At 46.1% G+C, this 26,579-nt stretch carries 26 protein-coding genes; 18 read left to right on the forward strand and 8 right to left on the reverse strand.

Annotation, left to right across the window (positions count from 1 at the left end; genetic code table 11):
• Nucleotides 1-141 precede the first annotated feature (141 nt).
• From carA to ICN12_RS01560, 4 genes are read left to right on the forward strand one after another with little or no spacing between them, the layout of a single operon-like run.
• Nucleotides 142-1,335, forward strand: coding sequence for a glutamine-hydrolyzing carbamoyl-phosphate synthase small subunit (gene carA / locus ICN12_RS01545; protein ID WP_216270447.1), 1,194 nt, complete (start codon nt 142-144; stop codon nt 1,333-1,335).
• Entirely contained in the window at nt 1,335-4,598 is a 3,264-nt protein-coding gene (gene carB / locus ICN12_RS01550; protein WP_216270328.1) for a carbamoyl-phosphate synthase large subunit, read from the forward strand. The genes carA and carB overlap by 1 nt, the downstream gene beginning before the upstream one ends.
• A 19-nt stretch (nt 4,599-4,617) precedes the next feature.
• Nucleotides 4,618-5,094, forward strand: coding sequence for a transcription elongation factor GreA (gene greA, locus ICN12_RS01555; RefSeq protein WP_216270329.1), 477 nt, complete (start codon nt 4,618-4,620; stop codon nt 5,092-5,094).
• A gap of 19 nt (nt 5,095-5,113) precedes the next feature.
• Complete coding sequence (locus ICN12_RS01560) at nt 5,114-5,608, forward strand: DUF4149 domain-containing protein (protein WP_216270330.1); 495 nt, start codon at nt 5,114-5,116, stop codon at nt 5,606-5,608.
• Nucleotides 5,609-5,669: 61 nt separating this feature from the next.
• Here the strand turns inward: ICN12_RS01560 and ICN12_RS01565 are convergent, their stop codons facing one another.
• A complete protein-coding gene (locus tag ICN12_RS01565; RefSeq protein ID WP_216270331.1) occupies nt 5,670-6,296 on the reverse strand; it encodes a YhbY family RNA-binding protein in 627 nt (208 codons plus the stop codon).
• 138 nt (nt 6,297-6,434) lie between these two features.
• Here ICN12_RS01565 and ICN12_RS01570 point away from each other — a divergent pair, with 138 nt between their 5' ends.
• From ICN12_RS01570 to phoR, 11 genes are all read left to right on the forward strand, one after another.
• Complete coding sequence (locus ICN12_RS01570; protein ID WP_216270332.1) at nt 6,435-7,109, forward strand: RlmE family RNA methyltransferase; 675 nt, start codon at nt 6,435-6,437, stop codon at nt 7,107-7,109.
• A gap of 127 nt (nt 7,110-7,236) precedes the next feature.
• The gene (gene ftsH, locus ICN12_RS01575) at nt 7,237-9,114 is read left to right on the forward strand and encodes an ATP-dependent zinc metalloprotease FtsH (protein WP_216270333.1); all 1,878 of its coding nucleotides are present in this window, start codon (nt 7,237-7,239) and stop codon (nt 9,112-9,114) included.
• Nucleotides 9,115-9,138: 24 nt separating this feature from the next.
• Nucleotides 9,139-10,005, forward strand: a complete 867-nt coding sequence (gene folP / locus ICN12_RS01580; protein ID WP_216270334.1) for a dihydropteroate synthase — start codon at nt 9,139-9,141, stop codon at nt 10,003-10,005.
• Nucleotides 10,006-10,045: 40 nt separating this feature from the next.
• On the forward strand, nt 10,046-11,389 hold the full coding sequence (glmM, locus tag ICN12_RS01585; protein WP_216270335.1) for a phosphoglucosamine mutase: 1,344 nt from the start codon (nt 10,046-10,048) through the stop codon (nt 11,387-11,389).
• A 115-nt stretch (nt 11,390-11,504) separates the two neighbouring features.
• The gene (pstS, locus tag ICN12_RS01590) at nt 11,505-12,527 is read left to right on the forward strand and encodes a phosphate ABC transporter substrate-binding protein PstS (RefSeq protein ID WP_216270336.1); all 1,023 of its coding nucleotides are present in this window, start codon (nt 11,505-11,507) and stop codon (nt 12,525-12,527) included.
• 88 nt (nt 12,528-12,615) lie between these two features.
• Nucleotides 12,616-13,602, forward strand: coding sequence for a phosphate ABC transporter permease subunit PstC (gene pstC, locus ICN12_RS01595; RefSeq protein WP_370624921.1), 987 nt, complete (start codon nt 12,616-12,618; stop codon nt 13,600-13,602).
• Nucleotides 13,599-14,465 (forward strand): phosphate ABC transporter permease PstA, encoded by an 867-nt coding sequence (gene pstA, locus ICN12_RS01600; protein WP_216270338.1) that lies wholly within the window; start codon nt 13,599-13,601, stop codon nt 14,463-14,465. Before pstC ends, pstA begins: the two co-directional genes overlap by 4 nt.
• 62 nt (nt 14,466-14,527) lie before the next feature.
• The gene (gene pstB / locus ICN12_RS01605) at nt 14,528-15,313 is read left to right on the forward strand and encodes a phosphate ABC transporter ATP-binding protein PstB (RefSeq protein WP_216270448.1); all 786 of its coding nucleotides are present in this window, start codon (nt 14,528-14,530) and stop codon (nt 15,311-15,313) included.
• Nucleotides 15,314-15,325: 12 nt separating this feature from the next.
• Nucleotides 15,326-16,033: a phosphate signaling complex protein PhoU gene (gene phoU, locus ICN12_RS01610; RefSeq protein WP_216270339.1), complete on the forward strand. Its 708-nt coding sequence runs from the start codon at nt 15,326-15,328 to the stop codon at nt 16,031-16,033.
• Nucleotides 16,034-16,056: 23 nt separating this feature from the next.
• The gene (gene phoB / locus ICN12_RS01615) at nt 16,057-16,770 is read left to right on the forward strand and encodes a phosphate regulon transcriptional regulator PhoB (RefSeq protein ID WP_216270449.1); all 714 of its coding nucleotides are present in this window, start codon (nt 16,057-16,059) and stop codon (nt 16,768-16,770) included.
• A 61-nt stretch (nt 16,771-16,831) separates the two neighbouring features.
• A complete protein-coding gene (phoR, locus tag ICN12_RS01620; protein ID WP_216270340.1) occupies nt 16,832-18,130 on the forward strand; it encodes a phosphate regulon sensor histidine kinase PhoR in 1,299 nt (432 codons plus the stop codon).
• 15 nt (nt 18,131-18,145) lie between these two features.
• On the opposite strand, the gene ICN12_RS01625 is transcribed toward phoR, so the two are convergent.
• The 6 genes from ICN12_RS01625 to ICN12_RS01650 all read right to left on the reverse strand — a co-directional run bounded on the left by ICN12_RS01625 (nt 18,146) and on the right by ICN12_RS01650 (nt 22,041).
• Nucleotides 18,146-18,388: a hypothetical protein gene (locus tag ICN12_RS01625; protein ID WP_216270341.1), complete on the reverse strand. Its 243-nt coding sequence runs from the start codon at nt 18,386-18,388 to the stop codon at nt 18,146-18,148.
• Between the two features lie 88 nt (nt 18,389-18,476).
• Nucleotides 18,477-18,953, reverse strand: coding sequence for an MgtC/SapB family protein (locus tag ICN12_RS01630; protein WP_216270342.1), 477 nt, complete (start codon nt 18,951-18,953; stop codon nt 18,477-18,479).
• A gap of 55 nt (nt 18,954-19,008) precedes the next feature.
• On the reverse strand, nt 19,009-20,019 hold the full coding sequence (locus ICN12_RS01635; protein ID WP_370624916.1) for a CorA family divalent cation transporter: 1,011 nt from the start codon (nt 20,017-20,019) through the stop codon (nt 19,009-19,011).
• Nucleotides 20,020-20,222: 203 nt separating this feature from the next.
• A complete protein-coding gene (locus ICN12_RS01640) occupies nt 20,223-20,405 on the reverse strand; it encodes a hypothetical protein (RefSeq protein ID WP_216270343.1) in 183 nt (60 codons plus the stop codon).
• Between the two features lie 20 nt (nt 20,406-20,425).
• The gene (locus ICN12_RS01645; protein WP_216270344.1) at nt 20,426-20,950 is read right to left on the reverse strand and encodes a hypothetical protein; all 525 of its coding nucleotides are present in this window, start codon (nt 20,948-20,950) and stop codon (nt 20,426-20,428) included.
• Nucleotides 20,951-21,201: 251 nt separating this feature from the next.
• Entirely contained in the window at nt 21,202-22,041 is an 840-nt protein-coding gene (locus ICN12_RS01650) for a hypothetical protein (protein ID WP_216270345.1), read from the reverse strand.
• Between the two features lie 169 nt (nt 22,042-22,210).
• On the opposite strand from ICN12_RS01650, the gene ICN12_RS01655 reads away from it, so the two are divergent.
• From ICN12_RS01655 to ICN12_RS01665, 3 genes are all read left to right on the forward strand, one after another.
• Nucleotides 22,211-22,396, forward strand: coding sequence for a hypothetical protein (locus ICN12_RS01655; protein WP_216270346.1), 186 nt, complete (start codon nt 22,211-22,213; stop codon nt 22,394-22,396).
• A 12-nt stretch (nt 22,397-22,408) separates the two neighbouring features.
• Nucleotides 22,409-22,903, forward strand: a complete 495-nt coding sequence (locus ICN12_RS01660; RefSeq protein WP_216270347.1) for an arsenate reductase ArsC — start codon at nt 22,409-22,411, stop codon at nt 22,901-22,903.
• Between the two features lie 72 nt (nt 22,904-22,975).
• Complete coding sequence (locus tag ICN12_RS01665; RefSeq protein WP_216270348.1) at nt 22,976-24,457, forward strand: DUF2252 domain-containing protein; 1,482 nt, start codon at nt 22,976-22,978, stop codon at nt 24,455-24,457.
• A 26-nt stretch (nt 24,458-24,483) separates the two neighbouring features.
• On the opposite strand, the gene ICN12_RS01670 is transcribed toward ICN12_RS01665, so the two are convergent.
• Nucleotides 24,484-26,430: a PhoX family protein gene (locus ICN12_RS01670; protein WP_216270349.1), complete on the reverse strand. Its 1,947-nt coding sequence runs from the start codon at nt 26,428-26,430 to the stop codon at nt 24,484-24,486.
• Nucleotides 26,431-26,579: the final 149 nt, after the last annotated feature.

Consider the following 26,579-nt stretch of genomic DNA (forward strand, 5'->3'; position numbering starts at 1 on the left):
ATGGTATGATTACTAGGTTCAAAACTTAATAAATTACCCTAGCGCTTAAAGACACTCACCTCCCGCACAAACAGTCCTGGGTTGGTCTTTTTGGGGTGTTGAGCGTCGGATGGAGCAGGGACTGGAGATGGTTTGTCACCCTTGCTTCCTTCTTTTCCTCCCGCCGTGTTGGCTTTAGCCGACGGCACATTATTTCCCGGTCTTAGCATTGGCGCCCCTGGCGAAACTACCGGCGAAGTGGTCTTCAATACTGCACTGACTGGTTATCAAGAGATCATTACTGATCCTAGTTACTCACGCCAAATCGTGACCTTGACCTATCCCCACATCGGTAACGTTGGGGTAAACGGTCAAGATGCCGAATCAGATCAGATTCATGCTGCTGGTTTGGTCGTAAAAGACCTCTCAAGGCGTGTATCGAATTTCCGCTCCGAAGAGACTCTCGATAGCTATCTCACGAAAGCCGGCGTGGTTGGTATTTCTGGGATTGATACCCGTAAGCTCACTCGTATCCTGCGTGACAAAGGTGCCCAATCTGGCGCGATTGTTGCTGGCAAGATGGGTGATGACGTAGAGACCCTTGGCAAGAAAGCTCTGGAATTGGCTAAAGCCTTCCCTGGCATGGCTGGTTTAGACCTGGCCAAAGTCGTTACAACTAAAGCCTCATATCAATGGCGTGAAGCCGAGTGGGATTTGCATGGCCCTGATGGCAAGCCAGCATATAAAACTTTGGATACCAGCAAGCCAATCAAAAAAGTCGTTGCTTATGACTTTGGTGTGAAGCGCAATATCTTGCGCATGCTCACCGAGCGTGGCTGTGAACTCACGGTTGTGCCGGCACAAACGAGCGCAGCTGAAGTATTGGCGATGAACCCCGATGGCGTGTTCTTCTCGAATGGCCCTGGAGATCCCGGTCCTTGTGATTACGCAATTGCCGCTGCAAAAGAAATTATTGAGAAGGGTGTTCCGACTTTCGGTATTTGCTTGGGTCACCAAATCATGGGCTTGGCCGCTGGCGCTAAAACTTTGAAGATGAAGTTCGGTCACCATGGTGCAAACCATCCTGTAAAAGATTTGGATACTGGGCGCGTAGCTATTACTTCGCAGAACCATGGCTTTGCTGTTGACGCAAATACCTTGCCCGACAATATTCGCGTGACGCACGTTTCTTTATTTGATGGATCGTTGCAAGGACTTGCCTGGAAAGACAAGCCGGCCTTGTGTTTTCAAGGTCACCCTGAGGCCTCACCGGGTCCTCATGACATTGCCTATTTATTTGATCGTTTTGTGGAGCTAATGAATGCTGCCGCTGTTGGTAATAAGGGAGGCAAATAATGCCTAAGCGTAGCGACATTAAGAGCATCCTCATTATTGGTGCTGGCCCAATTGTGATTGGTCAGGCCTGTGAGTTTGACTATTCCGGTGCACAAGCTTGTAAAGCCTTGCGTGACGAAGGTTACAAAGTCATTCTGGTAAACAGCAATCCTGCGACCATCATGACTGACCCAGAAATGGCGGATGTGACATACATCGAGCCAATTACCTGGGAGGTAGTGGAGCGCATTATTGCCACAGAAAAACCAGATGCGATTTTGCCAACGATGGGCGGTCAAACTGCCTTGAACTGTGCACTCGATTTGCATCGTCATGGTGTTCTCGAAAAATACGGTTGCGAATTGATCGGCGCATCACCAGAGGCGATTGATAAAGCAGAAGACCGTCTGAAGTTTAAAGATGCGATGACCAAAATTGGTCTGGGCTCTGCGAAGTCTGGGATTGCACACTCGATGGACGAAGCGCATGAAGTACAGCAACGCATTCAGCAGGAGACTGGTAGCCCAGGTTTCCCGGTAGTGATTCGTCCTTCATTCACCATGGGTGGATCCGGTGGTGGTATTGCTTACAACCGTGAAGAGTTTGAAGAGATTTGCAAGCGCGGTTTGGATTTGTCGCCAACTCGTGAACTCTTGATTGAGGAGTCTCTCTTGGGTTGGAAAGAGTTCGAGATGGAAGTGGTGCGTGACCGCGCCGATAACTGCATCATCGTTTGCTCAATCGAAAACTTAGATCCCATGGGTGTTCATACTGGAGATTCGATCACCGTTGCTCCTGCACAAACATTGACGGATAAAGAGTATCAAATTCTAAGAAACGCATCGATTGCGGTATTGCGTGAGATTGGTGTTGATACTGGTGGTTCAAATGTACAGTTCTCCATCAATCCAGTTGATGGTCGCATGATTGTCATTGAGATGAACCCACGCGTTTCTCGTTCATCTGCCCTGGCTTCAAAAGCGACGGGCTTCCCTATTGCGAAGATTGCAGCAAAGCTTGCGGTAGGCTACACCTTGGATGAGTTGAAGAACGACATCACTGGTGGCGCAACGCCAGCATCCTTTGAGCCTTCAATCGATTACGTGGTTACGAAGATTCCTCGTTTCGCGTTTGAGAAATTCCCGCAAGCGGATTCTCGTCTGACAACGCAGATGAAATCCGTAGGTGAGGTAATGGCCATTGGACGTACTTTCCAAGAGTCTTTCCAAAAAGCACTTCGTGGTTTAGAGGTTGGTGTTGATGGTCTGGATGAAGTTTCTACAGACCTAGATGATATCATTCAAGAGATTGGTGAGCCAGGCCCAGACCGTATCTGGTATTTGGCTGATGCTTTCCGTATGGGTATGGGCTTAGATGAGATTTACAACGAGACTAAAGTCGATCCTTGGTTCTTGGAGCAGATCGAAGAACTCGTCACCATGGAGACTGAACTCAAGCAACGCAAGATTGATAGCTTGTCTGCTGCTGAGTTGCGCTTCATTAAACAAAAAGGTTTCTCTGATCGTCGCTTAGCTAAGTTGCTGGGAGTGGATGCTTCCTCAGTTCGCGCAGCGCGTCACCGCCTCAAAGTAGTGCCTGTCTACAAGCGGGTTGATACCTGCGCAGCCGAGTTCTCAACGAACACGGCCTATTTGTATTCCACTTATGAAGCAGAGCATGGCGAGTGTGAATCTCAGCCAAGCACTAAAGACAAGATCATGGTTTTAGGTGGCGGACCGAACCGCATTGGTCAAGGTATTGAGTTTGACTACTGCTGCGTCCATGCTGCTTTAGCAATGCGCGAAGATGGTTACGAAACCATCATGGTCAATTGCAATCCAGAAACCGTTTCTACTGATTACGACACATCTGATCGTTTGTATTTTGAGCCATTAACGCTAGAAGATGTGCTGGAGATCGTCGCGATCGAAAAGCCGAAAGGCGTGATCGTGCAGTACGGCGGTCAGACTCCTTTGAAGTTGGCATTGGATCTCGAGGCCAATGGTGTGCCGATTATTGGGACCTCGCCTGACATGATCGATGCTGCGGAAGATCGCGAGCGCTTTCAGAAGTTATTGCATGAGTTGAACTTGCGTCAGCCGCCTAACCGTACCGCACGTGCGGAAGATGAGGCGCTCAAGCTTGCAGAAGAAATTGGTTATCCATTGGTAGTTCGTCCTTCCTATGTATTGGGTGGTCGTGCAATGGAAATCGTTCATGATGGTCGCGATCTCGAGCGCTATATGCGCGAGGCGGTTAAGGTTTCTCATGACTCACCAGTCTTACTAGATCGTTTCTTAAATGATGCGATTGAGTGTGACGTCGACTGTATTAGTGATGGTCAGCAGGTATTCATCGGCGGTGTGATGGAGCATATTGAGCAAGCCGGAGTTCACTCGGGTGATTCAGCTTGTTCATTGCCACCATATTCTTTGTCTGATGAGACGATTGCAGAAATCAAACGTCAAACTGCAGCCATGGCTAAAGGTTTGAACGTGATTGGCTTGATGAACGTGCAGTTTGCGATTCAGAATGTCGATGGCAAAGACGTCATCTACGTTCTCGAAGTAAACCCACGTGCTTCTCGTACTGTGCCATTTGTATCGAAGGCGACTGGTTTGCAATTAGCCAAGATTGCTGCTCGCTGTATGGTTGGCCAGACCCTAGAGCAGCAGGGCATCAAGAACGAAGTCAAACCTGCTTACTTCTCGGTTAAAGAAGCCGTATTCCCATTTAACAAGTTCCCAGGTATTGATCCGATTCTTGGACCAGAGATGCGTTCAACGGGTGAAGTGATGGGTGTTGGCAAAACTTTCGGTGAAGCACTATTTAAATCTCAGTTAGGCGCTGGTATTAAGTTGCCTAAGAGTGGAACGGTGGTGCTGACGGTGAAAGATAGCGATAAGCCTAAAGCGGTTGAAGTAGCTAAGCTTTTGCATCAGTTGGGTTTCCCCATGGTGGCCACTAAAGGCACTGCTGCGGCTATTGAAGCGGCTGGTTTACCAGTACGCGTAGTGAACAAAGTGAAGGACGGTCGCCCACACATTGTTGACTTGATCAAGAATGGTGAGATCTCACTCGTATTTACTACTGTTGACGAGACCCGTACTGCGATTGCGGATTCACGCTCCATTCGTACTAGCGCACAAGCTAATAACGTGACTTACTACACCACGATTAGTGCGGCGCGTGCAGTAATGGATGGTTTGATGACTTCGCAAAATGGCAACAAAGAGTCTCTTGAAGTGTATTCTTTACAGAATCTGCATAAGACTCTCAATTAATTTAAGTTAGGTTAGAAGCATGAGCACAATTCCAATTACTAAGCATGGCGCAGAACTTCTCAAAGAAGAGCTGCATCGTCTTAAGCATGTTGAGCGTCCATCCGTGATTATTGCGATCTCAGAAGCACGTGCCCAAGGCGATCTTTCTGAGAACGCTGAGTACGATGCTGCTAAAGAAAAGCAAGGCTTTATTGAAGGTCGTATTCAGGAGTTGGAAGGCAAGCTTTCTGCTGCACAGATCATTGACCCAGCTAGCCTCGATGTAAACGGACGCATCGTGTTTGGTGCAACTGTTGATCTCGAGGATCTTGAAGATGGCACCAAGCTCACTTACCAAATCGTGGGTGACGACGAAGCGGATATTGAGTTCAATAAGATTTCCATTAGTTCACCAATTGCACGTGCCTTGATTGGTAAAGAAGAGGGTGATGTAGTTGCGGTTCAGGCGCCTGGTGGTAATCGCGAAGTCGAAATTCTTGCGGTTCGTTACATCTAATATTCTCAAGTAATCAGAGATGAAGCCTTTGGATGCTCCTAATTATCTGGGTGCCCAAAGGCTTTTCATTTTGATTGCAGGCTTATGGGTAGGCAGCTTACTCACGGTAGGTTATCTGGTTGCTCCAGCCATCTTTAGCACCATGACTGATCGCCAGGCAGCTGGAATGGTTGCCGGTACTATCTTTAGAATAGAAGCCTACCTCAGCTTGATTGTCTGTATCGGCTTGATGGCGCTTGCCAATCTTTTAGTTGCTCGTGGCCTAAACCCATTTAGGTTGATACGCTGGCTACTATTGGCAATGCTGATTTGTTCAATCGCCGCTGCATTTATCTTCATCCCATGGATGAACTCCTTAAGAGATAACGCTTTAGCTCAAGGTATGCCGGTCATGCTTTCTCCCTCTGCAACCTTATTTTCTAGATTGCATGGTGTCTCTAGCATTCTGTTTATGCTGCAAAGTTTCTTGGGGATATTTTTAGTTTGGCGACTGAGCAAAAATCATCAGCAATAAAAAAACGCCGACTAGCGGCGTTCAGTATTAATGCGCAGTACCCTAAATACTTCCGAACGGCTTAAGAGCCCAATGATTTTTTCTTGGTGCTGCTCATGCGTGCTTTGCGTTTCTTGATCGGGGCAGGAGCTGCAACTGCTTTGCGATAGCCTGGTGATGACCAACCAATCTTGGATTCAGCGGCATCAGCGCGCAGAACGCGTTTCTTAGGAGTGGCGCTTTTCACAGCAGCCGCTCTTTCAAATGGCGACTTGTTGGAAGCGGAGCGCCTATCAGATCTCTCGGAAGTGCTAGTGCGAACACCTGTTTTTGCCACCACACGATTTGGCTGACGCTTCGTGCGTGGAGCTTGCAAGGATTTTTTGGTTTGCTTGCTAGATCTACCTAAATTGGATAAGGCCTCATCAACGATGTCAATTGGCTTCCAAAGCACCAGTAATTTACCGATGTGCTGAACTGGCGCTGCGCCAAGCTTGTCGCAGAGCTCTTCATAGATAGCGATGCGCGCTTCACGCTCGTCGCCAAAGACGCGAACTTTAATCAAGCCGTGGTGAGAAATAGCTAACTTCGCCTCTTTAATGACCGCAGGGGTCAGGCCATCGCCTCCAATCATGACGACTGGACTGAGGTCATGGGCATCGGTTTTAAGGGATTTGCGTTGTGCGGGGGTAATAGTAAGTGCAGTCATGGGCTCGATGATAGAGCATTAGGACTTGTAAAACGGGGCTATCGCCCATATATAAGCTCTAATCAAGACGTTTTAAGTCGATTCCCTTTGCCTTACAGGGCGTAAACAAGGAAAATGGACGCCGAAAGTGGGTAAGTTGTGGCAAAGAATAAATTTAATAAAAGTTGGTTGCAAGATCACCTAAATGATCCGTATGTGAAGATGGCCCAAAAAGAGGGTTATCGTGCACGAGCCGTCTATAAGCTCAGCGAGATAGACGAGCAAGACAGACTCATCAAAGCGGGTATGACTATTGTGGATCTCGGGAGCGCTCCTGGGAGCTGGTCTCAGTACGCCCGTAATCGCCTGACTGAACTTGGCAAAAATAATCCCAATATCGAATCTGGCAAGCCGGATGGAATCATTATTGCGATTGATATCCTGCCCATGGAAGACATTGCGGACGTTTCCTTTATTCAGGGTGATTTCCGTGAGGATGATGGTTTGAAGGCACTTGAAGCTCTTTTGCCGGCGGATGCAGGCGGTAAAGTAGATCTAGTCCTGTCAGATATGGCGCCTAATCTCTCTGGCGTAGGCGTGGCTGATGCCGCTCGTATGGCCTTTTTGGCTGAAATTGCCTTGGATTTCTCGGTACAGCACCTCAAACCAGAGGGGGCCTTGTTGATCAAGTGCTTCAATGGCAGTGGCTATAGCCAGATTGTGGAATCCTTTAAAAAGGTCTTTAAAACAGTTGCCTCCAGAAAGCCAAAGGCTTCTAGAGCCAAGTCCTCGGAAATCTTTTTACTGGGTCGTGACCTCAAACCTACTAAATAACCCACTGAAAATAGGGGTTTATTAAATAAAGTTGCTCCCAGCCCTTGAAAAAGCCTGGTAGTAGAATCAAATACTTAGGTATAGCAATCCGCTTTAACTCCCGGATTAATCCGGCAAAGGTCTCCTTTTGAATAGCAATATGTTGCAAAAAGTTGGTGTGTGGCTCATTGTGGGTCTAGTGCTCTTTACTGTTTTTAAACAGTTTGACAAGCCTAAAGATCAAACCCAAGTCACGTATTCTCAATTCATGGACGATGCCAAAGCTGGCAAAGTGAAACGAGTGGATGTGCAAGGTCGCACGCTACAGGTGACGCCGAATGACGGCAACAAATATTCCATCATCTCCCCAGGAGATATTTGGATGGTTGGCGATCTCATGAAATTCGGAGTACAGGTAACTGGTAAAGCAGACGATGAGCCAAACATGTTGGTTTCGGCTTTGTATTACCTCGGACCTACTTTATTGATTATTGGTTTTTGGTTTTTCATGATGCGCCAGATGCAAGGCGGCGGAAAGGGTGGAGCATTCTCTTTCGGCAAATCTAAAGCGCGCTTGATTGATGAAAATAGCAATACTGTGACCTTTGCTGATGTTGCTGGTTGCGATGAAGCCAAAGAAGAAGTTTTTGAGATTGTTGAGTTCCTCAAAGATCCGCAAAAGTTCCAAAAGCTTGGTGGTCGTATCCCGCACGGTGTTTTGCTGGTTGGCCCTCCGGGTACTGGTAAAACCTTGCTGGCGCGTGCGATTGCAGGCGAAGCAAAAGTTCCATTTTTCTCAATCTCTGGTTCAGACTTCGTCGAGATGTTTGTTGGTGTTGGTGCATCTCGCGTGCGCGATATGTTTGAGAACGCGAAGAAAAACTCTCCTTGCATCATCTTCATTGATGAGATTGATGCGGTCGGTCGTCACCGTGGTGCCGGTATGGGCGGTGGTAATGATGAGCGTGAGCAAACCCTGAACCAAATGCTGGTTGAGATGGATGGCTTTGAAAGCAATAGCGGTGTGATTGTCGTTGCTGCAACCAACCGCTCTGATGTATTGGATAAGGCCTTATTGCGTCCTGGTCGTTTTGATCGCCAGGTGCATGTAGGCTTGCCTGACATTCGTGGTCGCGAGCAAATCTTGCAAGTGCACATGCGTAAAGTTCCGATTGATCCAGATGTGGATGCGGCTGTATTAGCTCGCGGTACTCCTGGTTTCTCCGGCGCTGATTTAGCAAATCTAGTAAATGAGTCTGCCTTGTTTGCAGCGCGTCGCAATAAACGCGCCGTCGATATGAAAGACTTTGAAGATGCAAAAGACAAGATCTATATGGGTCCTGAGCGCAAGTCTGCTGTGATGCGTGAAGAAGAGCGTCGTAATACGGCGTATCACGAGTCAGGTCATGCGGTAGTAGCTAAGGTATTGCCTAAGGCTGATCCAGTGCATAAGGTCACCATCATGCCGCGCGGCATGGCTTTGGGTGTGACTTGGCAGTTGCCTGAGTTTGATCGTGTGAACTTATATAAAGATCGCATGTTGGAAGAGTTGGCCATTTTGTTTGGCGGTCGTGCTGCTGAAGAGGTGTTCTTGCATTCCATGAGTACTGGCGCATCCAATGACTTTGAGCGTGCTACTAAAATGGCGCGTGATATGGTGACTCGTTACGGCATGAGTGATAGCTTGGGTACGATGGTCTATGTGGATACTGAATCAGAAAGTATCTTTGGGCGTAACAGCACGAAGACGGTTTCTGAGCTGACACAGCAAAAAGTCGATGCAGAAATTCGGGCATTAGTGGATAGTCAATATGCTTTGGCAAGATCCATTCTTGAGCAAAATCGTGACAAGGTTGAAGCCATGGTTGCTGCATTGCTTGAGCTGGAAACCATTGATGCTGAGCAGATTACCGACATTATGGAAGGTCGTCCACCACGCGCTCCTAAGCCGCCATCAGCAACCCAGTTTGGTAACTCAGCTGGTACGCCAGGTCCTGCTGCGGGCGCTGCTCCAGCAACCGCTTAATCAGCCGCTAGTCTTAGCTAGGTGATGAAGCGAACTCCGCCCGCAACATGGCGTTGCGGGCGTTTTCTTTTTGATTTTAGTAAACGTCAGCGCCCACTGGTGATGGGCATCCTAAATGCCACACCAGATTCATTCTCAGATGGTGGAGAGTTCAGAACGCCTAGCGATGCGATTGCTCAAGCAAAGCGGATGATTGTTAATGGCGCAGACATCATTGACATCGGCGGCGAGTCGACTCGACCCGGTGCTGAGCCGGTTTCTTTGCAAGAAGAGTTAGATCGTGTTTTGCCAGTCATTGATGCATTGAAAGATTGTGGAGTTGCGCTATCGATTGATACCTATAAAGCGGAGACCATGTGTCAAGCTCTGCGAGCAGGCGTTGATTGCGTCAACGATATCTGGGCACTACGACAAGAGGGTGCAGTAGGCGCCATCCTTGAAAGTGATCTAGACAAAGATAAGCAATGTGGCATTGTATTAATGCATATGCAACGTGATCCGCAAACCATGCAATTTGATCCTGAGTATCAAGATGTCATCGCAGAGGTAAAGGCTTTTCTTCAAGAGCGAGCTAGCTTGTTAGAAGATAAAGGCGTTGCTAACAATAGAATTGCTATCGACCCAGGATTTGGCTTTGGCAAAAGTCTGGAGCACAACCTCAAGATGTTGGCTGATTTTGATCAATTCTCCCAATTGGGTTATCCGGTTTTGGCAGGGATTTCTCGTAAATCGATGCTGGGTAAGCTAACTGGGCGAGATACCAATGAGCGGGTAGCGCCCAGTGTGGCTGCCGCTATTCTGGCTGCAGATCGGGGTGCCCGCATTATTCGGGTTCACGATGTGCAGGAGACGGTTGATTCTCTGAAGCTCTGGGAAGCGATTCAGGGGTGACTCAGCTGGCTCAATGCCCACAAGTTTTATAATGAAATCCATGAAAAAACAATACTTTGGTACTGATGGTATCCGCGGTGAAGTAGGGCAATTTCCGATTGTTCCGGAGTTCATTACTCGCCTTGGCTATGCGGCAGGCATAGTACTGAGTCAGAATGCAGAACCGGGTGAGCGCTGCAAGATTTTGATTGGTAAAGATACGCGCGTTTCTGGTTATTTATTGGAAGCCGCTCTAGAGGCTGGTTTTGCTGCTGCTGGTGTCGATGTCATGTTGTGTGGACCTATGCCTACCCCAGGCGTTGCTTACCTTACCAAAGCCTTGCGTTTATCAGCAGGTGTGGTGATTTCTGCCTCGCACAATGCGTATCAAGACAATGGGATTAAATTCTTCTCTGCAGAAGGCGGCAAGTTAACGGATGAGTTTGAGTTGGCGATAGAAGCCGAGCTCGCAAAACCCATGGGTTGCGTTAGCTCAAAAGATATAGGGAAGGCATTTCGCATCGATGATGCTGCTGGACGTTATATTGAGTTCTGCAAATCGACTTTTCCTGGTGATCTCAATCTCAAGGGTTTGAAGTTGGTAGTTGATTGCGCCAATGGTGCTGCCTACCATATTGCCCCCCATGTATTTCATGAGCTAGGTGCAGAAGTGATTTCGATTGGAGTTCAGCCCGACGGTCGCAACATTAACGATGGCTGCGGTGCTACAGCGCCTGAGGCATTAATTACTAAAGTAAAAGAAGTTGGCGCTGATCTTGGTATTGCATTAGATGGTGATGCCGATCGCCTACAAATGGTAGATGCTACTGGTCGACTCTTTAATGGAGATGAGCTCTTATACGTTCTAGTTAAAGATCGCATTGACCGCGGCCAAGCATTGGGAGGGGTTGTCGGTACTCTCATGACTAATCTGGCAGTAGAAAATGCCATCAAAGGTTTGGGTATTGGATTTGAGCGGGCCAATGTGGGCGATCGTTACGTCTTAGAGCTCTTGAAAGAGAGGGGGTGGATCATTGGCGGCGAAGGTTCTGGGCATTTGCTTTGCCTAGATCAGCATTCCACAGGTGATGGCACCATTGCTGCGCTGCAGGTTTTGGCGGCCATGAGTAAAAACAAGCAAAGTTTGGCTCAGCTCCTCGATTTCGTAAAAATCTTCCCTCAGGTGCTTTTGAATGTGAAGTTCAAAGCTGGATACGACTGGAAGTCAGATGCCAAGCTCAAATCGAAGATTAGCCAAGTTGAGACTGATCTTCAGGGAACGGGCAGGGTGCTGATTCGTGCCTCAGGTACGGAACCCCTCCTGCGGGTAATGGTTGAGGCTCAAGATAGCGCAGTAGCCATGAGCTCAGCCAAGTCTATTGCAGATCTAGTGCCAATAAGCTAAATCATTGATTTTGTTGGATTATTTTCAAGCTCAATTAGTGTCATAAAAGGGTCATACTCAAAACGTATCGTTCAGCTATCGCAATATTGCGTTATTTATCTGAGGAACGATCCACATGAACTCATTCTTGAAAAAAGCGCTCGTTATTAGCGCGATTTCATTTGCCCCAGTTGCTTTCGCAGCGGATATGACCGGCGCTGGCGCCTCATTTCCATACCCTGTTTATACAAAATGGGCTGAAGCTTTCAAAGCAAAGACTGGCTCTAACTTAAATTACCAATCCATCGGTTCTTCTGGCGGTATTAAGCAAATCAAAGCAAAGACTGTTGATTTCGGTGCAACCGACAATCCAGTGAAGTTTGATGACTTAGAAAAAGATGGCATGGTTCAATTCCCAGCCATTATTGGCGGTGTTGTTCCAGTGATTAACGTTGATGGTGTTAAGCCAGGCGATATCAAATTAGACGGCCCAACATTGGCTGATATTTTCCAAGGCGTGATTTCTGACTGGGGTGATAAGCGTATCGCCATCATGAACCCAGGTGTGAAGATTCCTTCTGGTTCGATTACTGTTGTTCACCGTGCCGATGGTTCAGGTACAACTGCGATCTTTACTGATTACCTAACTAAGACCAGCACACTCTGGAAAGATGCTGTTGGTGCCGGTGCTGCCGTTAAATGGCCTGCTGCCTCATCTGTTGGCGGTAAAGGTAACGAAGGTGTTGCTGCAAACGTATCTCGCGTAAAGAATTCTATCGGTTATGTTGAGTACGCTTACGCTAAGAAAAATAAGTTAACTTATATTTCACTGAAAAATAAAGCTGGTAATTTTGTTGCTCCTGACGATACTACTTTTGCAGCTGCTGCACTGGGTACTGATTGGGCGAAGATTCCTGGTATGGGTGCTTTCATTACTGATGCTGCTGGTGCAAAGTCTTGGCCAATCACTGGCGCTTCTTTCATTCTTCTCTACAAGAACCCAGAAAACAAAGCAAATGCTGCTGAAGTGATCAAGTTCTTTGACTTTGCATTCAAGGATGGCAAGAAAATGGCTGAAGAGTTAGATTACGTTCCAATGCCTGATGCAACAACAGAATTTATCCGTAAGAATGTATTTTCTAAAGTAGTTACTAAATAAGTTTAGAGATTGATAGTAGTCAATCAAAACTAATAAACAGCCTCACTCAAGTGGGGCTGTTTCAATATTTAAATAAGCTCAATATATGATGGATATAACCCAGTCCGCTTCAATGCCGACGCCGCAGGCTCTTCGAATCGCTAAATATCAGCGTATTCAAGATTTCCTCTTTCATGGTATTACCCAATTTTTTGCGCTGTCAGTATTGATCGCATTGCTCGGTATTATTGCCTCTTTACTTTTCAATGCGTGGCCAGCGCTGCACACCTTTGGCCCTGCCTTCTTTTTTACCCAAGAGTGGGATATTGTGAATGGGGAGTTTGGTGGCCTGATTGCCATTTATGGCACCGTCGTCACTTCAATCATTGCATTGCTGATTGCGGTTCCATTGAGTTTCGGGATTGCTGTTTTTTTGACCGAGTTATGTCCAAGTGCGCTACGTAGGCCTTTAGGTACTGCAGTAGAGTTGCTGGCCGCTGTACCATCGATTATTTACGGTATGTTTGGCTTGTTTATTTTTGCGCCTCTATTTGCCGAGTATGTTCAACCAGCGCTTGCGGGAACCCTTGGACAAATTCCTGGGCTGGGTATTTTGTTTTCAGGAGCATTTAATGGTATTGGTGTTTTATGTGCCGGCCTCATCTTAGCGATGATGATTTTGCCGTTTATTGCTTCAGTCATGCGCGACGTATTTGAAATCGTTCCTCCGGTACTCAAAGAGTCTGCATACGGTATTGGTTGCACCACTTGGGAAGTAGTTAATAACGTAGTACTTCCGTACACGAAGGCTGGTGTTATTGGTGGCGTGATGCTTGGTTTGGGTAGGGCACTTGGTGAGACGATGGCTGTGACCTTCGTGATTGGTAATGCTCACCGCTTGTCCCCATCTTTATTTGCCCCAGGAACTTCAATTGCCTCTACTTTGGCAAATGAGTTTGGTGAGGCTGAAGCGGGCAACCATTTATCTTCTTTATATGCCCTAGGATTAGCCCTGTTCATCATTACCTTTATTGTGTTGGCATGTGCTAAGTGGATGCTGAACAACATGGAGAAGAAGCAAGGACTAAAAACATGAATAACGTTTCTAATATCGATCCAGCACTGTTTTCTAAGCGGAAGCGCGCAAATAAGATTGGCTTAACCTTATCCATGTCTGCCATGGTTTTAGGTATGATTTTTCTGTTTTGGATTTTGGCTGTATTGTTTTTCAAAGGATTTTCTTCGCTCGATCTATCCATATTTACTCAAAGCACTCCAGCGCCTGGCTCTGAGGGTGGCGGCCTTGCTAATGCGATCGTAGGTAGTTTGATGTTAGTGGGTTGCTGTACTTTAATTAGCACTCCTGTTGGAGTGCTGGCAGGCTTGTACCTCTCTGAATATGGAGATCGTAGTCGCATAGCTTCAGTCACTCGCTTTGTTACCGATATCATGCTTTCAGCACCTTCTATCGTGATTGGTTTGTTCGTTTACGCTCTAGTAGTTGCACAAGTTCGACATTTCTCTGGTTGGGCGGGTACGATTGCACTGGCATTGATTGCTGTTCCAGTGGTTGTGCGTACCACCGAAAATATGTTGCGCTTAGTTCCTGGTAGCTTGCGTGAGGCAGCCTATGCTTTAGGTACGCCCAAGTGGAAAGTAGCCTTCATGATTACTTTGAGAGCAGCCCAATCTGGAGTGATGACAGGTATCTTGCTGTCCTTAGCTCGCGTTAGTGGCGAAACTGCACCGTTGTTGTTTACCGCACTCAATAACCAGTTCTTCTCCACCAATATGAATGCACCCATGGCCAACTTGCCAGTGGTAATTTTTCAGTTCGCCATGAGTCCGTATGACAACTGGGTCGATTTGGCTTGGGGTGGAGCGCTATTAATTACGATTGCTGTATTGGGCTTAAATATTTTGGCTCGAGTGGTATTCCGCGAGAAGGTCCAAGGATGATGAGCGATATGAAAACAATGTTTGACTTAAATCAGATTGATAGTCAAGGAGTGGGAACAAATATGAATACAAACCAACAAACACAAGCCCCGGCTAAGAATGCGCTTGAAGTACGCAATCTCAATTTCTTTTACGGATCTTTTCAGGGTCTCCAAGATATCAATTTAGATATCGAAGAGGGCAAAGTAACTGCATTTATCGGACCATCTGGTTGCGGTAAATCCACTTTGCTCAGAGCCTTGAATCGAATGTATGACCTCTATCCTGGTCAGCGTGCAGAAGGTGAGATTAACTTCTACGGTCAAAATATCTTGGCCCCAGGTCAAGATTTGAATCTCCTGCGTTCAAGAATCGGCATGGTTTTTCAGAAGCCAACACCATTTCCAATGTCTATTTATGAGAATATTGCCTTTGGCGTACGTCTCTATGAAAGACTTTCTCGCTCTGAAATGGATGAGCGCGTTGAGTGGGCTTTGAATAAAGCGGCACTTTGGAATGAGGCGAAAGACAAGCTTAACCAGAGTGGTTTATCTCTGTCTGGCGGTCAGCAGCAGCGTTTATGTATTGCCCGAGGCGTAGCGGTAAAGCCATCAGTTATTTTGCTAGATGAGCCAACTTCAGCCCTAGATCCAATCTCCACAGGTAAGATTGAAGAGTTGATTAATGAGCTCAAGCATGAATACACGATTGCCATCGTGACTCATAATATGCAGCAGGCAGCTCGCGTCTCCGATTACACTGCTTATATGTACCTTGGAAGTCTCATCGAGTACGGTAAGACTGATGAAATCTTCATCAAGCCTAAGCGTAAAGAAACAGAAGATTACATTACCGGCCGTTTCGGTTAATTGGAGATATAAATGCCAGATAAACACCTTTCATCACAATTTGATGCAGATTTAAATTCCCTCTCTAGTCGATTGCTAGAAATGGGCGGTCTTGTTGAGTCACAGATTTCAACGGCGATGCGCGCATTTACGCAAATGGACGTTGAAACTTGCAATGTGGTTATTGCCAATGAGAAAATCGTTAACGATCTTGAAATTCAGATTGATTTAGCTTGTACTGAATTGATTGCACGTCGCCAACCTACAGCGCGAGACTTGCGCTTGGTGATGGCAGTGTCTAAAGCGATTACCAATTTGGAGCGTGCTGGCGATGAGGCCGAGCGTGTTGCTAAGAGAACCAAACGTCTTATCGAGGCTGGTGCGACTTACAACATTAACGTTGCTGAAATTCGCTTATCTGGACAAATGGCGATTTCATTATTGCGCCGTAGCTTAGATGCCTTTGCCCGCTTGGATACGGTTGCGGCTGCGGAAGTAGTTCAGGAAGATCGTCAGATCGATGAGGAATTTAGAGGCTTTGTACGCAAGTTGATTTCTTACATGATGGAAGATCCACATATGATCTCTACTGGCTTGGACATGTTGACTATTGCTAAGGCGATCGAACGTATTGGCGATCATGCAAAGAATATTGCCGAGTTCGTAATCTATATCGCTAAAGGCTCTGATGTGCGTCATATCCCGCACGAGGATTTGGTGCGCGAGGCGAATAAAGAATAAGTAATATCAATACGGATTTCATGATGACTCACCGCATATTGATTGTTGAAGATGAGCCTTCTATCGCCGAACTGATTGCGATTAACTTAACTCATGCTGGGTATGATGTTAAGAAGGCAATGCAAACTGACATTGCATTAAATATGATGCGCGACGAACTGCCCAGTTTGTTGATTTTGGATTGGATGTTGCCGGGCAAGTCTGGCGTTCAGTTTGCTAGAGAGTTGCGGGCAAACGAGCGCACAAGATCTTTGCCAATTCTGATGCTCACCGCTAAAAGCGAAGAGTCCGATAAGGTGCTGGGCCTAGATTCGGGTGCGGATGACTATGTCACCAAGCCTTTCTCGCCGAAAGAGTTGGTTGCTCGTGTCAAGGCACTCTTGCGCCGCCAAACTCCAGTTGAAGATACGGGACCACTGTCTGTTGGACCGCTAAGGCTAGACCCTCTATCGCATCGAGTGACGGCTATTTGGCCTAATATGGACCCGCAAACAGTGTCATTGGGACCCACCGAATATCGATTACTTCAGTTTTTGATGGCCAACCCTGAAAGAGTCCACTCCAGAGCAAATCTGCTGGATAAGGTATGGGGTAATGAGGTCTATATTGAAGAACGTACGGTGGATGTTCATATCAAGAGGTTAAGGGCGGCTTTGGCTCCCACAGATTCGGATCGTTATATCGAGACGGTACGTGGAAGCGGTTATCGAATTACCAAGATCCCAACTCAGACCTAAATAAGAGGCGCTTCTCAGGGCGGTTTTGTCCGCCGCCATCCAGATGCTCTAAGATTGTCGTATGTTATCTGTTATCACCCGATTTGCCTTACTCATTTTCTTGGCGTTTCTTGCAGGCTATATTGCATTAGCCCAACTAGGTCCTATTTCAGCAATTGGCGCTGGAATTTGCGTGCTATCAATACCTTTAATTTATTCGTACATTAATTTAGCCCGCTTACGTAAGTTTACGGTTGCTGATTCTGTTGAATCCATGCCATTGCCTAGTGGTTACTGGGAAGAGATATTTTTCCGCCTGCAGCGCTTAGTTCGAAATCTGAAGCAGCAAATGCGGTCTATTGAAAAGCAACACAGTCGCTTTATAGAGGCTTTTCAGGCCTCTCCTAATGGCATTGTGATGCTCGATGACCAAGACCACATTGAATGGTGTAACGCTATTGCTGAGCAATTCTTTGGTTTAAATTTCAAGCGCGATGTAATGCAAAGAATCAACTTCCTTATTCGTCGCCCAGAATTCGTTCAATACCTTTACAGACGTCAATTTGATGAGTCTTTACTGCTGGAAAGAATGGGGCCTGCTGCAAATCTCAGTTTGATGTTGCAAGCTTTTCCGTTCGGCGATATGCGCCACCTCTTGCTCATTCAGGATGTCACCGATTTGCAAAAAGCCGATGCTATGCGACGAGATTTCGTGGCCAATGTTTCTCATGAGATGAGAACGCCAATTACGGTGTTGATGGGTTTTTTAGAAACCATGCAATCACTGGATTTGGATAAGGCCCAGCAAAATCAATATTTTGAGATGATGATGTCTCAGGCTCAACGCATGAAGAGTTTGGTTGAGGACTTGTTAACTCTCGCCAACCTAGAAGCCAATACCTTGCCAGCTCCGATGCAGGCTATTAGCATCCCAACCTTAATGGCCCTTCTCAAGAATGATGCGGAAGTGCTCTCACAAGGACATCATGCATTTAATTTTGAGGTCTCCAGCCCAAGTAATTTAATGGGGGAAGAGCGCGAGATTCTGTCTGCATTTGGAAATCTAGTTTCCAATGCAATTCGATACTCTCCAGATATTGCTTCAATTAGTACTAATTGGCGTGTTAATGAGCGCGGGGAGGGTGAGTTTTCTGTGACTGATACTGGCCCCGGAATTGCTTCAGAGCATCTCTCTCGATTAACTGAGCGCTTTTATCGTGTAGATAGAAGTCGATCTAGGGATACTGGAGGTACGGGGCTGGGCTTGGCAATTGTTAAACATATTGCCAATCGTCATCAAGCCCAGTTAATTATTGAGAGTACACCCGGCAAGGGGAGCACATTTACTTTGCGCTTCCCTAAAGAGCGTGTTGTTGCTTAAGAAGGCTGAACTGACTTAGTCCTCCTTGTCTTTCTTATCCTTCTTATCCTTCTTGTCTTTTTTATCTTTTCTCTCTTTCTTCTTCTTAGATTCTTTCGGGAGCTTATCTAGCTTACCGCTGGCATAGAGGCACCATACCTTGATTTCCTCAAGAAGTTCATTCAGATCATCGTAAGACAGATTTTTAAAGTCTTGTAAGCCAATAGCGCCAGACTCTTGAAGTTGTTTTACAGCATCTTCATATTTGTAATCGCTCATGGTTTTTTCCAGATAAAAGTAATAAGAACGAACAGATGCTAGCAAAGTAATATGACAAAACTGATTTTTTTGCCTTTAAATGCCGTTTTTAGTCTGGATCCGGGGAAATCTCTGATTCACGCTTAATCCCAGTAAGCTTTCTAATCAGCTGCTCTAGCGGCCCCCCTATAAGGAGGGTAATAATGATCGCAGCCAGCGCTAGACCGCCTAGGATGAGCTCACCAGCCCCAAATGCGGCTGCAATTAAGGCGCAAGACCAGATGCTCGCTGATGTGGTCAGGCCGTGGACCCTTTGTGAGCTGCGTTCCCGAATAATTACACCGGCACCCAAAAACCCTAAACCCGTGATGAGCCCCTGCAATACGCGACTCAGGGCTTGAACATCGGTTGATCCAAGGTGTCCGATGGACAGTACTGCCGTGGCTGAACCGATAGCCACGAGGGAGTGGGTGCGTAGTCCTGCGGATTTATGATGCATCCAGCGATTTAAGCCCAAAATGGTTCCAGCTAAAAGCGCTAAAAAAAGGCGGAGGGCCATTTCTCCATACAGATCCCAATATCCCATAAATCCTCTTATGCAAATGTAGTTATCGTGAAAGCATCCATGTTAAACGTATGTGTTAAATAATTTTTCTAACTTTAAGTGCAATGTATACGGCAACACCAGCAGTGGCCATTAAGGCCATCACAATGTAGAAAGATTCCTTGAGTCCTGGTAGGTCTTCCATATTCATACCCATGATGCCGGTTAGCAGGGTCATCGGCAAGAAGATTACCGTCATCACCGACAAGACTTGCAAATTACGTGCATTAAATTCAGCAACGTGTGCCGATTGCTCATCTTGTAATACCTTGGCTCGATCATATGAGTTAGAAATCTCCTGCACTAAGTAGGAGAGAAGGTCTAAGTCATCATTCAGTCGATACTTATCGTCATCCGAAAACCAATACGGCAGACGCTTTTGTAGGCGACTAAGTGCGATCAGTTCAGGCGAGAACTGGCGGCGTAGGCGGCTACATTGCATCCGTATGCGCCCCAGGTATTCATGTTCAGGCAATTCCTTGCCCTTCAGCAAAGTTTCCTCAAGGTCATCCATCGTTTCGGATAGGCGCATTAGGAGTGTCCGCAGATACTCGGCGCGAAAATCAATCAGTTCATGAAATAGCTCAATGGCCGAACAGGGGTTCAATAGACCATTTTTTAAATCTGAGCGCAATCTATCTGTTGTTCTCAGCGGGTTATTTCTCAGGGAAATCATGAGTCGAGGCGTGAGGATTGCCCATAAGGTACCCAGACTTGAGTCGCCATCCTTCTGACCAAACTCTTGATGAAAGTCATTCATCACCATCAATAGGCAGTCATCGAGCTTTTCAATTCGCTCTAGTCGACTGCGAGTAACGCCTTCATCAATCATCTCTACAACACGCTCCGGTATTAAGTCGGTTTTTTTAAGCCAACGTTGAACTTGAGAGTTGGATAAGTTGAGATGGAGCCAGACCGATATGTCGGGATTGTTTAATGAATCCGCAATTTCAAACAAAGGGATTTCATGACTCTTGCCGGAGGAGGTCATGGCCCAAGCAAATACAACGCCATTAATTGGGAAGGGGTGGCTTAGGTTTTGAGTCACGGCGGAAGGTTGGTTTTATTGTGATATGGCATGAGTAATAAAGATTGTAAGGCAGTCACCCTATAAATAGAGTCTGGCATCCTACTGACTCATTGTTTATCTATTATGGATTTTGGAACCAGGGAGCATTCCTCTTAAAAGCCACTCCAAAACCATGAAAGAATCTGCTGAGATGAAAAAATCAATCATTAAAGCCTTGTGGCTTACTTTTCGATGCCTAATACATTTAAAGGTATCAAGAGTGGGCGAAAGCTGAAAGGGCTAGATTCTTGTGAATTCACTTGCACCTCGACCGCTTGTACTTGGTCAGCACCCATCACCTCTAGTCTATATACGTTTTCTAGCGGCTTGTTCTTGCTGCTGAGTAGGGGCTGATCTATTTTCAATCGATGACTATCGCCGTGTATTAAGAGAATAGGGATCGGTAGGTTTTCAGACCGATCTCGAAAGGTGGAGACGGTCTCACGATAGCCACTATTGGTGCCATTGGCTGTTTCAGCCGAGTAAAAAAGATCTGCTTGGAATGCAAAAATGATTCCCGCATATTTTTTTCTGCTGCCAGATCAAAGGCGTGATTGATCCATGCTAAGTTGGCTTGGTTGCGTAAGGCGTACTCTTGATTGGATTCTTCATCTCGTCCAAGATTATTGTTAGACCCTGGGATATGTACATTCACAAACAAGAAGTTGCCTCTAGTCCATAGAGAATTTTCTACGTATGTACTGAAACTTGGCATCACATCTGCTTGGCGTTGCAGTTTTAACTTCGCCTTTCCAAAGCTATTAGCAGAATTAAATTGAGTGGCACGGATATAGTCTAGTCGCTCCAGCGGGTTGTATCCCCCTGCCAAAATGCGGTGACAGTCAGTCCATTCGTTATCACCAATACTGTAAATCAGAGGGGATTTAAATGAGTTAAAGTAGGCCGTCATTTTCTGGCTATGCTCATTGCTGCATGGAGAGCTACCCGATTTCGTATCCCCTACAAATATTGAGAATGCTGGTTTTTTAGAATTAATAGTCTGGATGAGCCGCTCAAATCTCACAAAGTCTGCTGGTTGAGAGTAGGGCATATCGCCTAATGCGATGAACTTAAATGGCTCTGCCCGTACATTCCCAAAGAGCATGAAGGTCAGGACAATCAGAGTAAAGCTAAATGTGTAGGGTATTTTGTATTTGAGTATCACTGAAACCTCCAGGTAAATCCAATTTCAGAACGTGAGGAACTCACGCCAGAATTGGAGATAACAATGCCCATATTAGCCGCACTGCGCATGTACGATAGACCAATATCTAAATCATCCGCTACTGAGAAGATGCCCGCCAATAAGGCATAACTTGTTAGATATTGCTCGCTACTAGGTGGATTGGTCGTGATGCCCGCATCTAGGGCTAGTCTCACGCCCTTAACCACCGTCCAAACTGGTGCTGCTGAAAAGAATAGGATATTGGTGCGGTTCGCAACGGAACTCATCCCAACCGGATAATTGGTATTGTAGGGGGACTTCATATAGGACGCATTCAGATGCAACTCCACTTCATCCCAGTACCGAGAGCCAATCAGATTTAAACCATAGTTTGGTAGCGCAAGATCTAGCCCATGAGCTTGTTGCTGCTGCGAGCCGGGCAATGTCAGGCTGGGCTTGATTGCTAGCGCCCATTTTCCCTGATCATCTTCAGCAAATCGCCATTTAAAGGCGATGACTTTATTGGATAAGGGTGAGTAATTGCCTCGTGGGATTGCAAAATAAGTGGCCCCCAAGGAAGCCTCTAGATTTTCTGTAATCCCTCTGGTGTAGGTGAATGGAAATGCTTTGGCGCTCCCGGCACCAAAATATTCTTCACCTGGGGTGATGATGTCTACAGTATCTGCTGTCCCCCCGCCATGGGATGCGGTTGTGAAGTAATACTGCTCTATTTGATTTCTGTCTTTGGGAACGGTTCCCGCATCATCCGTGTTGAGGGGCTCAAACGCATGACCAATAATGGGGATCAGAAGGAGAAGCAGGGCGATCAAGCGCATTACTAGAGCGACTTATCTTATGTAAAGACAAGAACTTACCCTATCAATATGACAGATTAGAGTAGTCGATACCTAGTAGATTGTTTGTCACATTACTTTAATCAAACTGAAATATTAGATCTCTAGTATTTGGGCATCTCCACTGATACTGTTATGAAAGGGATTAAGAATGATGACCCTTGAAATGAAAAGCAATTTAGCTCAGATTTTCCGTCAACCTGAACCCAGACTCAATTTAGGTCAAGTTGATAGGAATGAGCAAGCAATCGCACATAAACCATTTTCTTTGCGAGCTGCAGCAACCCCCTTTGTTGTTGACAATAAATTCGCCTTACAATTGGATGAAATTATTTAACCTTGAGCGGCAATGAGTAATCCCCATAATATTTTGTTTATTTGTAGTGGAAATTCTGCGAGATCTATTCTTGCGGAGGCGCTAGCTACCACCCTAAGTCATGGCCGATTTATTGGTTATTCAGCTGGAGCAAAACCTACTGGCAAGGTTCACCCCATCGCGATAGAGTTAATTAAAACGATGGGTTACCCCTTGGATCTCCTTAAAAGTAAAAGTTGGGATCAGTTTGGTCGTGAGGGTGCGCCCAAGATGGATTTCATCATTACTTTATGTGACTCGGCAGCCGGGGAAGATTGCCCTTATTGGCCGGGACACCCTTCAACTGCCCATTGGGGTTTTCCGGATCCTGCTGCTGTTGAGGGTGATGAGGAGGCGATCTTGCATGCATTTAAGCAGGTGGAGATGGGCTTACGCAACCGGATTGAATTGCTAATGGACCTTCCTATTGCTCAATTAGATCACCTGGAGCTCGGGGAGCACTTACAAAGCATTCACCATCGAAGTTAGTCTGGTCAGTAGCCATTTTGTGATTTCTGCGAGTCCTGTAATAATGTGCGCATCTTTCACATTGGAGCAGGCATGTCAGCCACTCAAAGAAGCCGTCGGACAGGCGCAAAGTCTAAGCCAAAATCCCTAGATCAATTTTCTATTCTTACGCCCGTTGAGTTGCACAATGGTAAGCGTTTAAGCATTGCGAGGCGCTTGAAAGATGGTAGGGCTTTACGCAAGATTGTTAGCTTTGCTGATCAAGCTGTCTATACCCCACCAAAGCATCGGCTTGGCCCCATTGAGATTCTTGACAAGCAGGCTGAGTCGCGGATTGCATATCTCATCCCCATTCGCCATGAGCGTATGTTGCAATCCCCATTTGCGTTTTATCGAGGTGGTGCGGCCATCATGGCTCAGGATTTGGCCAATCAACCAAGCACCGACATCATTGTTCAGCTTTGTGGTGATATGCATGTCTCTAACTTTGGTTTATTTGGAACGGCTGAGCATCGCTTAGTTTTTGGTATTAATGATTTTGATGAAACGCTGCCTGGAAGCTGGGAGTGGGATATGAAGCGCTTGGTTGCTAGTGCCGTCATTGCCTGCGAAACGCTGGGCGGTTCCCCAGCCCTTAGCAAAAAATTAGTGCATCGTATTAGTTTTGAGTATCGAAAGCGTATGGCTCAGTATGCGCAGATGCCTTATCTAGATCTTGCTCAGCAATTTATTGGTGAGAAAGATATTCGTAAGCACTTTAATAGCGCCCATCAAAAAAAGTTAGATGCCTATTTAAAAGAGACTAAAGGCCAGACTAATATTCAAGTCCTGGAAAAATTGACTACATTGGTTGGTAAAAATCGCAAGATTATTAATAGACCTCCGCTGATAGAGCATTTTGATAAAACTACTCATGGAGTGCCGCTAGCTGGCTTGGTTAAAAAGGCCTTGCAAAATTACAGCAGCACTCTATTGGCAGACCGCCAAGTGCTATTTGACCGCTATACATTGCAGGATTTCGCCCGAAAGGTTGTGGGTGTTGGCAGCGTTGGAACCAATTGCATGGTCTTATATTTTGTTGGCGATGGCCAACATGATCCATTATTTCTTCAGTACAAAGAGGCTCAAGAATCGGTCCTCAGCCCTTATCTAGGGCGATCGATATATTCTAATATGGGGCATCGCGTGGTTGCTGGACAGCACTTACTTCAAGGGGCTCCCGATATCTTTTTAAATAGTGGGGAGATTGAGCATAGGCAGAATCATATCCAGGGTTTTTATCTGCGCCAGTTGCGAGATATGAAGGGTGGTATTGATGTAGGCCCTGGCGGCGTTTCTTTAAAGAATTTTCCAGACTACGCCAAGCTGTTTGGCTGGGCGCTTGCGCTCGGGCATGCCCGCTCCGGCGATGCAGCCATGATTTCAGGTTATTGTGGTCAGACTCGCGAGTTTGATGAGGCGATGTACAGTTTTGCACAGTCTTATGCAAAGCAGAATCAGGCTGACTATGAAGTATTTTGTCAGGCCGTGAAGAATCGGCAGATTAAGGTTGCCAAGAAGAAAACCCTCAAATAAATCCTGCCGGGATAGAGTCAGTGGGTTTAAGTAATTTTGATGCCGGTAGGCTTTGCAGTGATGTAGCCTACCGCAGCACCAAATCGATCCTTGTAATTCTTTTGAATTAAGGGATTCAATATCGGCATGACTTTTGCATGTAATTTTCCTAGCCAATCACCCGGATGTTGAAAGTTGGCGGTGATGTAAGTCCAGCCATTGAGATTATCAACCACACTTAAGCCAGTTGCTTCTGCGCCAGATGGCATAGAAGCAATTCTGCTGAGTTTCTTGGTGTCTACGTTATAGGCCCAAATAAAATTATTCACATGGGTGCTGCTGTCTTCGCCAATAAAGAGGGTCCTGAGTTTTTCAGAAAACTTGAGGTTATCTGGATTGGAGATGGTATTGGGGTCGGCCAAGTTCCCGAGTTCGTCTTGCTCAATATCTCGACCAATGAGCAGTGCTGATAGTTGACTAGGAACCCAATGACTCTTGATGGGGCTTCCTGATTGATCGTGTTGATTGCCCTCAAGCTTACTTATCATGACGGCGCCTGCGATTAAAGGCTTTTCGAGTTCAATCATGCTCTGCGAATTCCAGCCCTTACCCCCTTTGATCATTGAATCTTGGATGTTTTGCAGGGCAAAGTACGCCACTTTATCTTTGAGATTGGCGCAAGTTCCTTCCATCTTGCTAAAGCCCATACTGCCACCCATTAAATAGGCATAGCGATGGGTTTCTAAAAATGCTGCTGCCTTTTCCATTCCGGGTTTGAGCTTTACCCAATTTGCTATACCGTCGTAGTAAATTTTGGTGAATGTGTCGTCATTAGGATCAGCCTTTAAAACGGTCATGATGTCCGATGGTTTTAAAGTCAGCGCTAGTTTTTTGATTTCATCACTAGTGGCGTGACCGAGCTTGATCCAAGATAATTTTGCACCTTCATCTTTTGGATCAATGGAAAATCCCTGACCGAGTTTGGCTACATACAGCGTTCCAGAAGACAGGTCAGACTCTTTATCCGCAATGAACAGAAATAGGCCGCTATTCGTATAATCATCACCCATCAGAACAGTTCTTCTATCGGGCATCACTTCGACTAGCTCATGTGAAATCCGACCAAGACAATAGTGTTTTACAAGAGTGCCTGTTCCATCAGGGTTTACGGTTACTTCAGGCAGGTGGCCATAGTTGTATGGATTTGCACTAGTTTCATTGCCATAGAGATTCTTACTAAAGGCTTTAAAGCGTTTATTCTCATGCGCAAAGGGTGCGTCTGGCTCATACTCCTCACTAGATAAATGCGTATTCCATGGTGATAGGCTGGCACCACAGGTGATCCATAAGCCTTGAGCGCTAGAAGTATCTACAGGGGTGTATTTGACTAAGGTGAGTTTGCCGCTGGCCGGATCCTGGTTGAGTGTTAAGACGGCAATTTGAGAGGGCAGTACCCCGTACATTTTTTCCTTGCCCTGATTGGTATTCGTATATTCAAATTGAACCACTGCAAATACCGTATTGCCTCGCACCCCTTTAACGTTTGCTTTTTCAAGCTTCAATAAAGACATGCCATCTGGACAATCAGAAAAGAATTGTCTTTCTTTGCCTGGTACGGAGTTATCCATAATCGGCCTATTGTGAATATCGACATATCCTCCAGCCAATATTTTTCCGTTTTTACCATCTGGTACCAGATCTCCAGTGATAAAGAATGGCTCATAAGCAAGCTTGTATGTTTTTTTATTTCCATTCTGCAGGGTGATTTCAAGCATCGATCCCACTGAAGTGGTAGCCATTGCTTCTGGATTGGCTAGTGAAGGCGCCTCCATGGCGATAAATTCTGCAAACTTAAAATTGGAAGCAGATTCGGCAGCAATTAATGGGGAGCTATTAAAGATGGCGGCAAAACCGGCAGATCCTATGGGGAGCATGGGGGTGCCAACAGCCATTTTGATAAATGAGCGACGCTTGAGTGCAGTTGGATTTGACATAGCGGATATGTTTTTCTTTATTAGGCTTGTATTGGCTGCGGCAAATAAGCGTGGAGCCAATGTTTGGTTAAGAATTTATTGTCTAGCCGGAATATGACAGTTTGATTATTGCTCCGATTGGGCTTGATCTAGATTCAGATCCAAGTTGA

The sequence above is a fragment of the Polynucleobacter sp. AM-25C3 genome (genome assembly GCF_018882335.1).
In the GTDB taxonomy this organism is placed as follows: domain Bacteria; phylum Pseudomonadota; class Gammaproteobacteria; order Burkholderiales; family Burkholderiaceae; genus Polynucleobacter.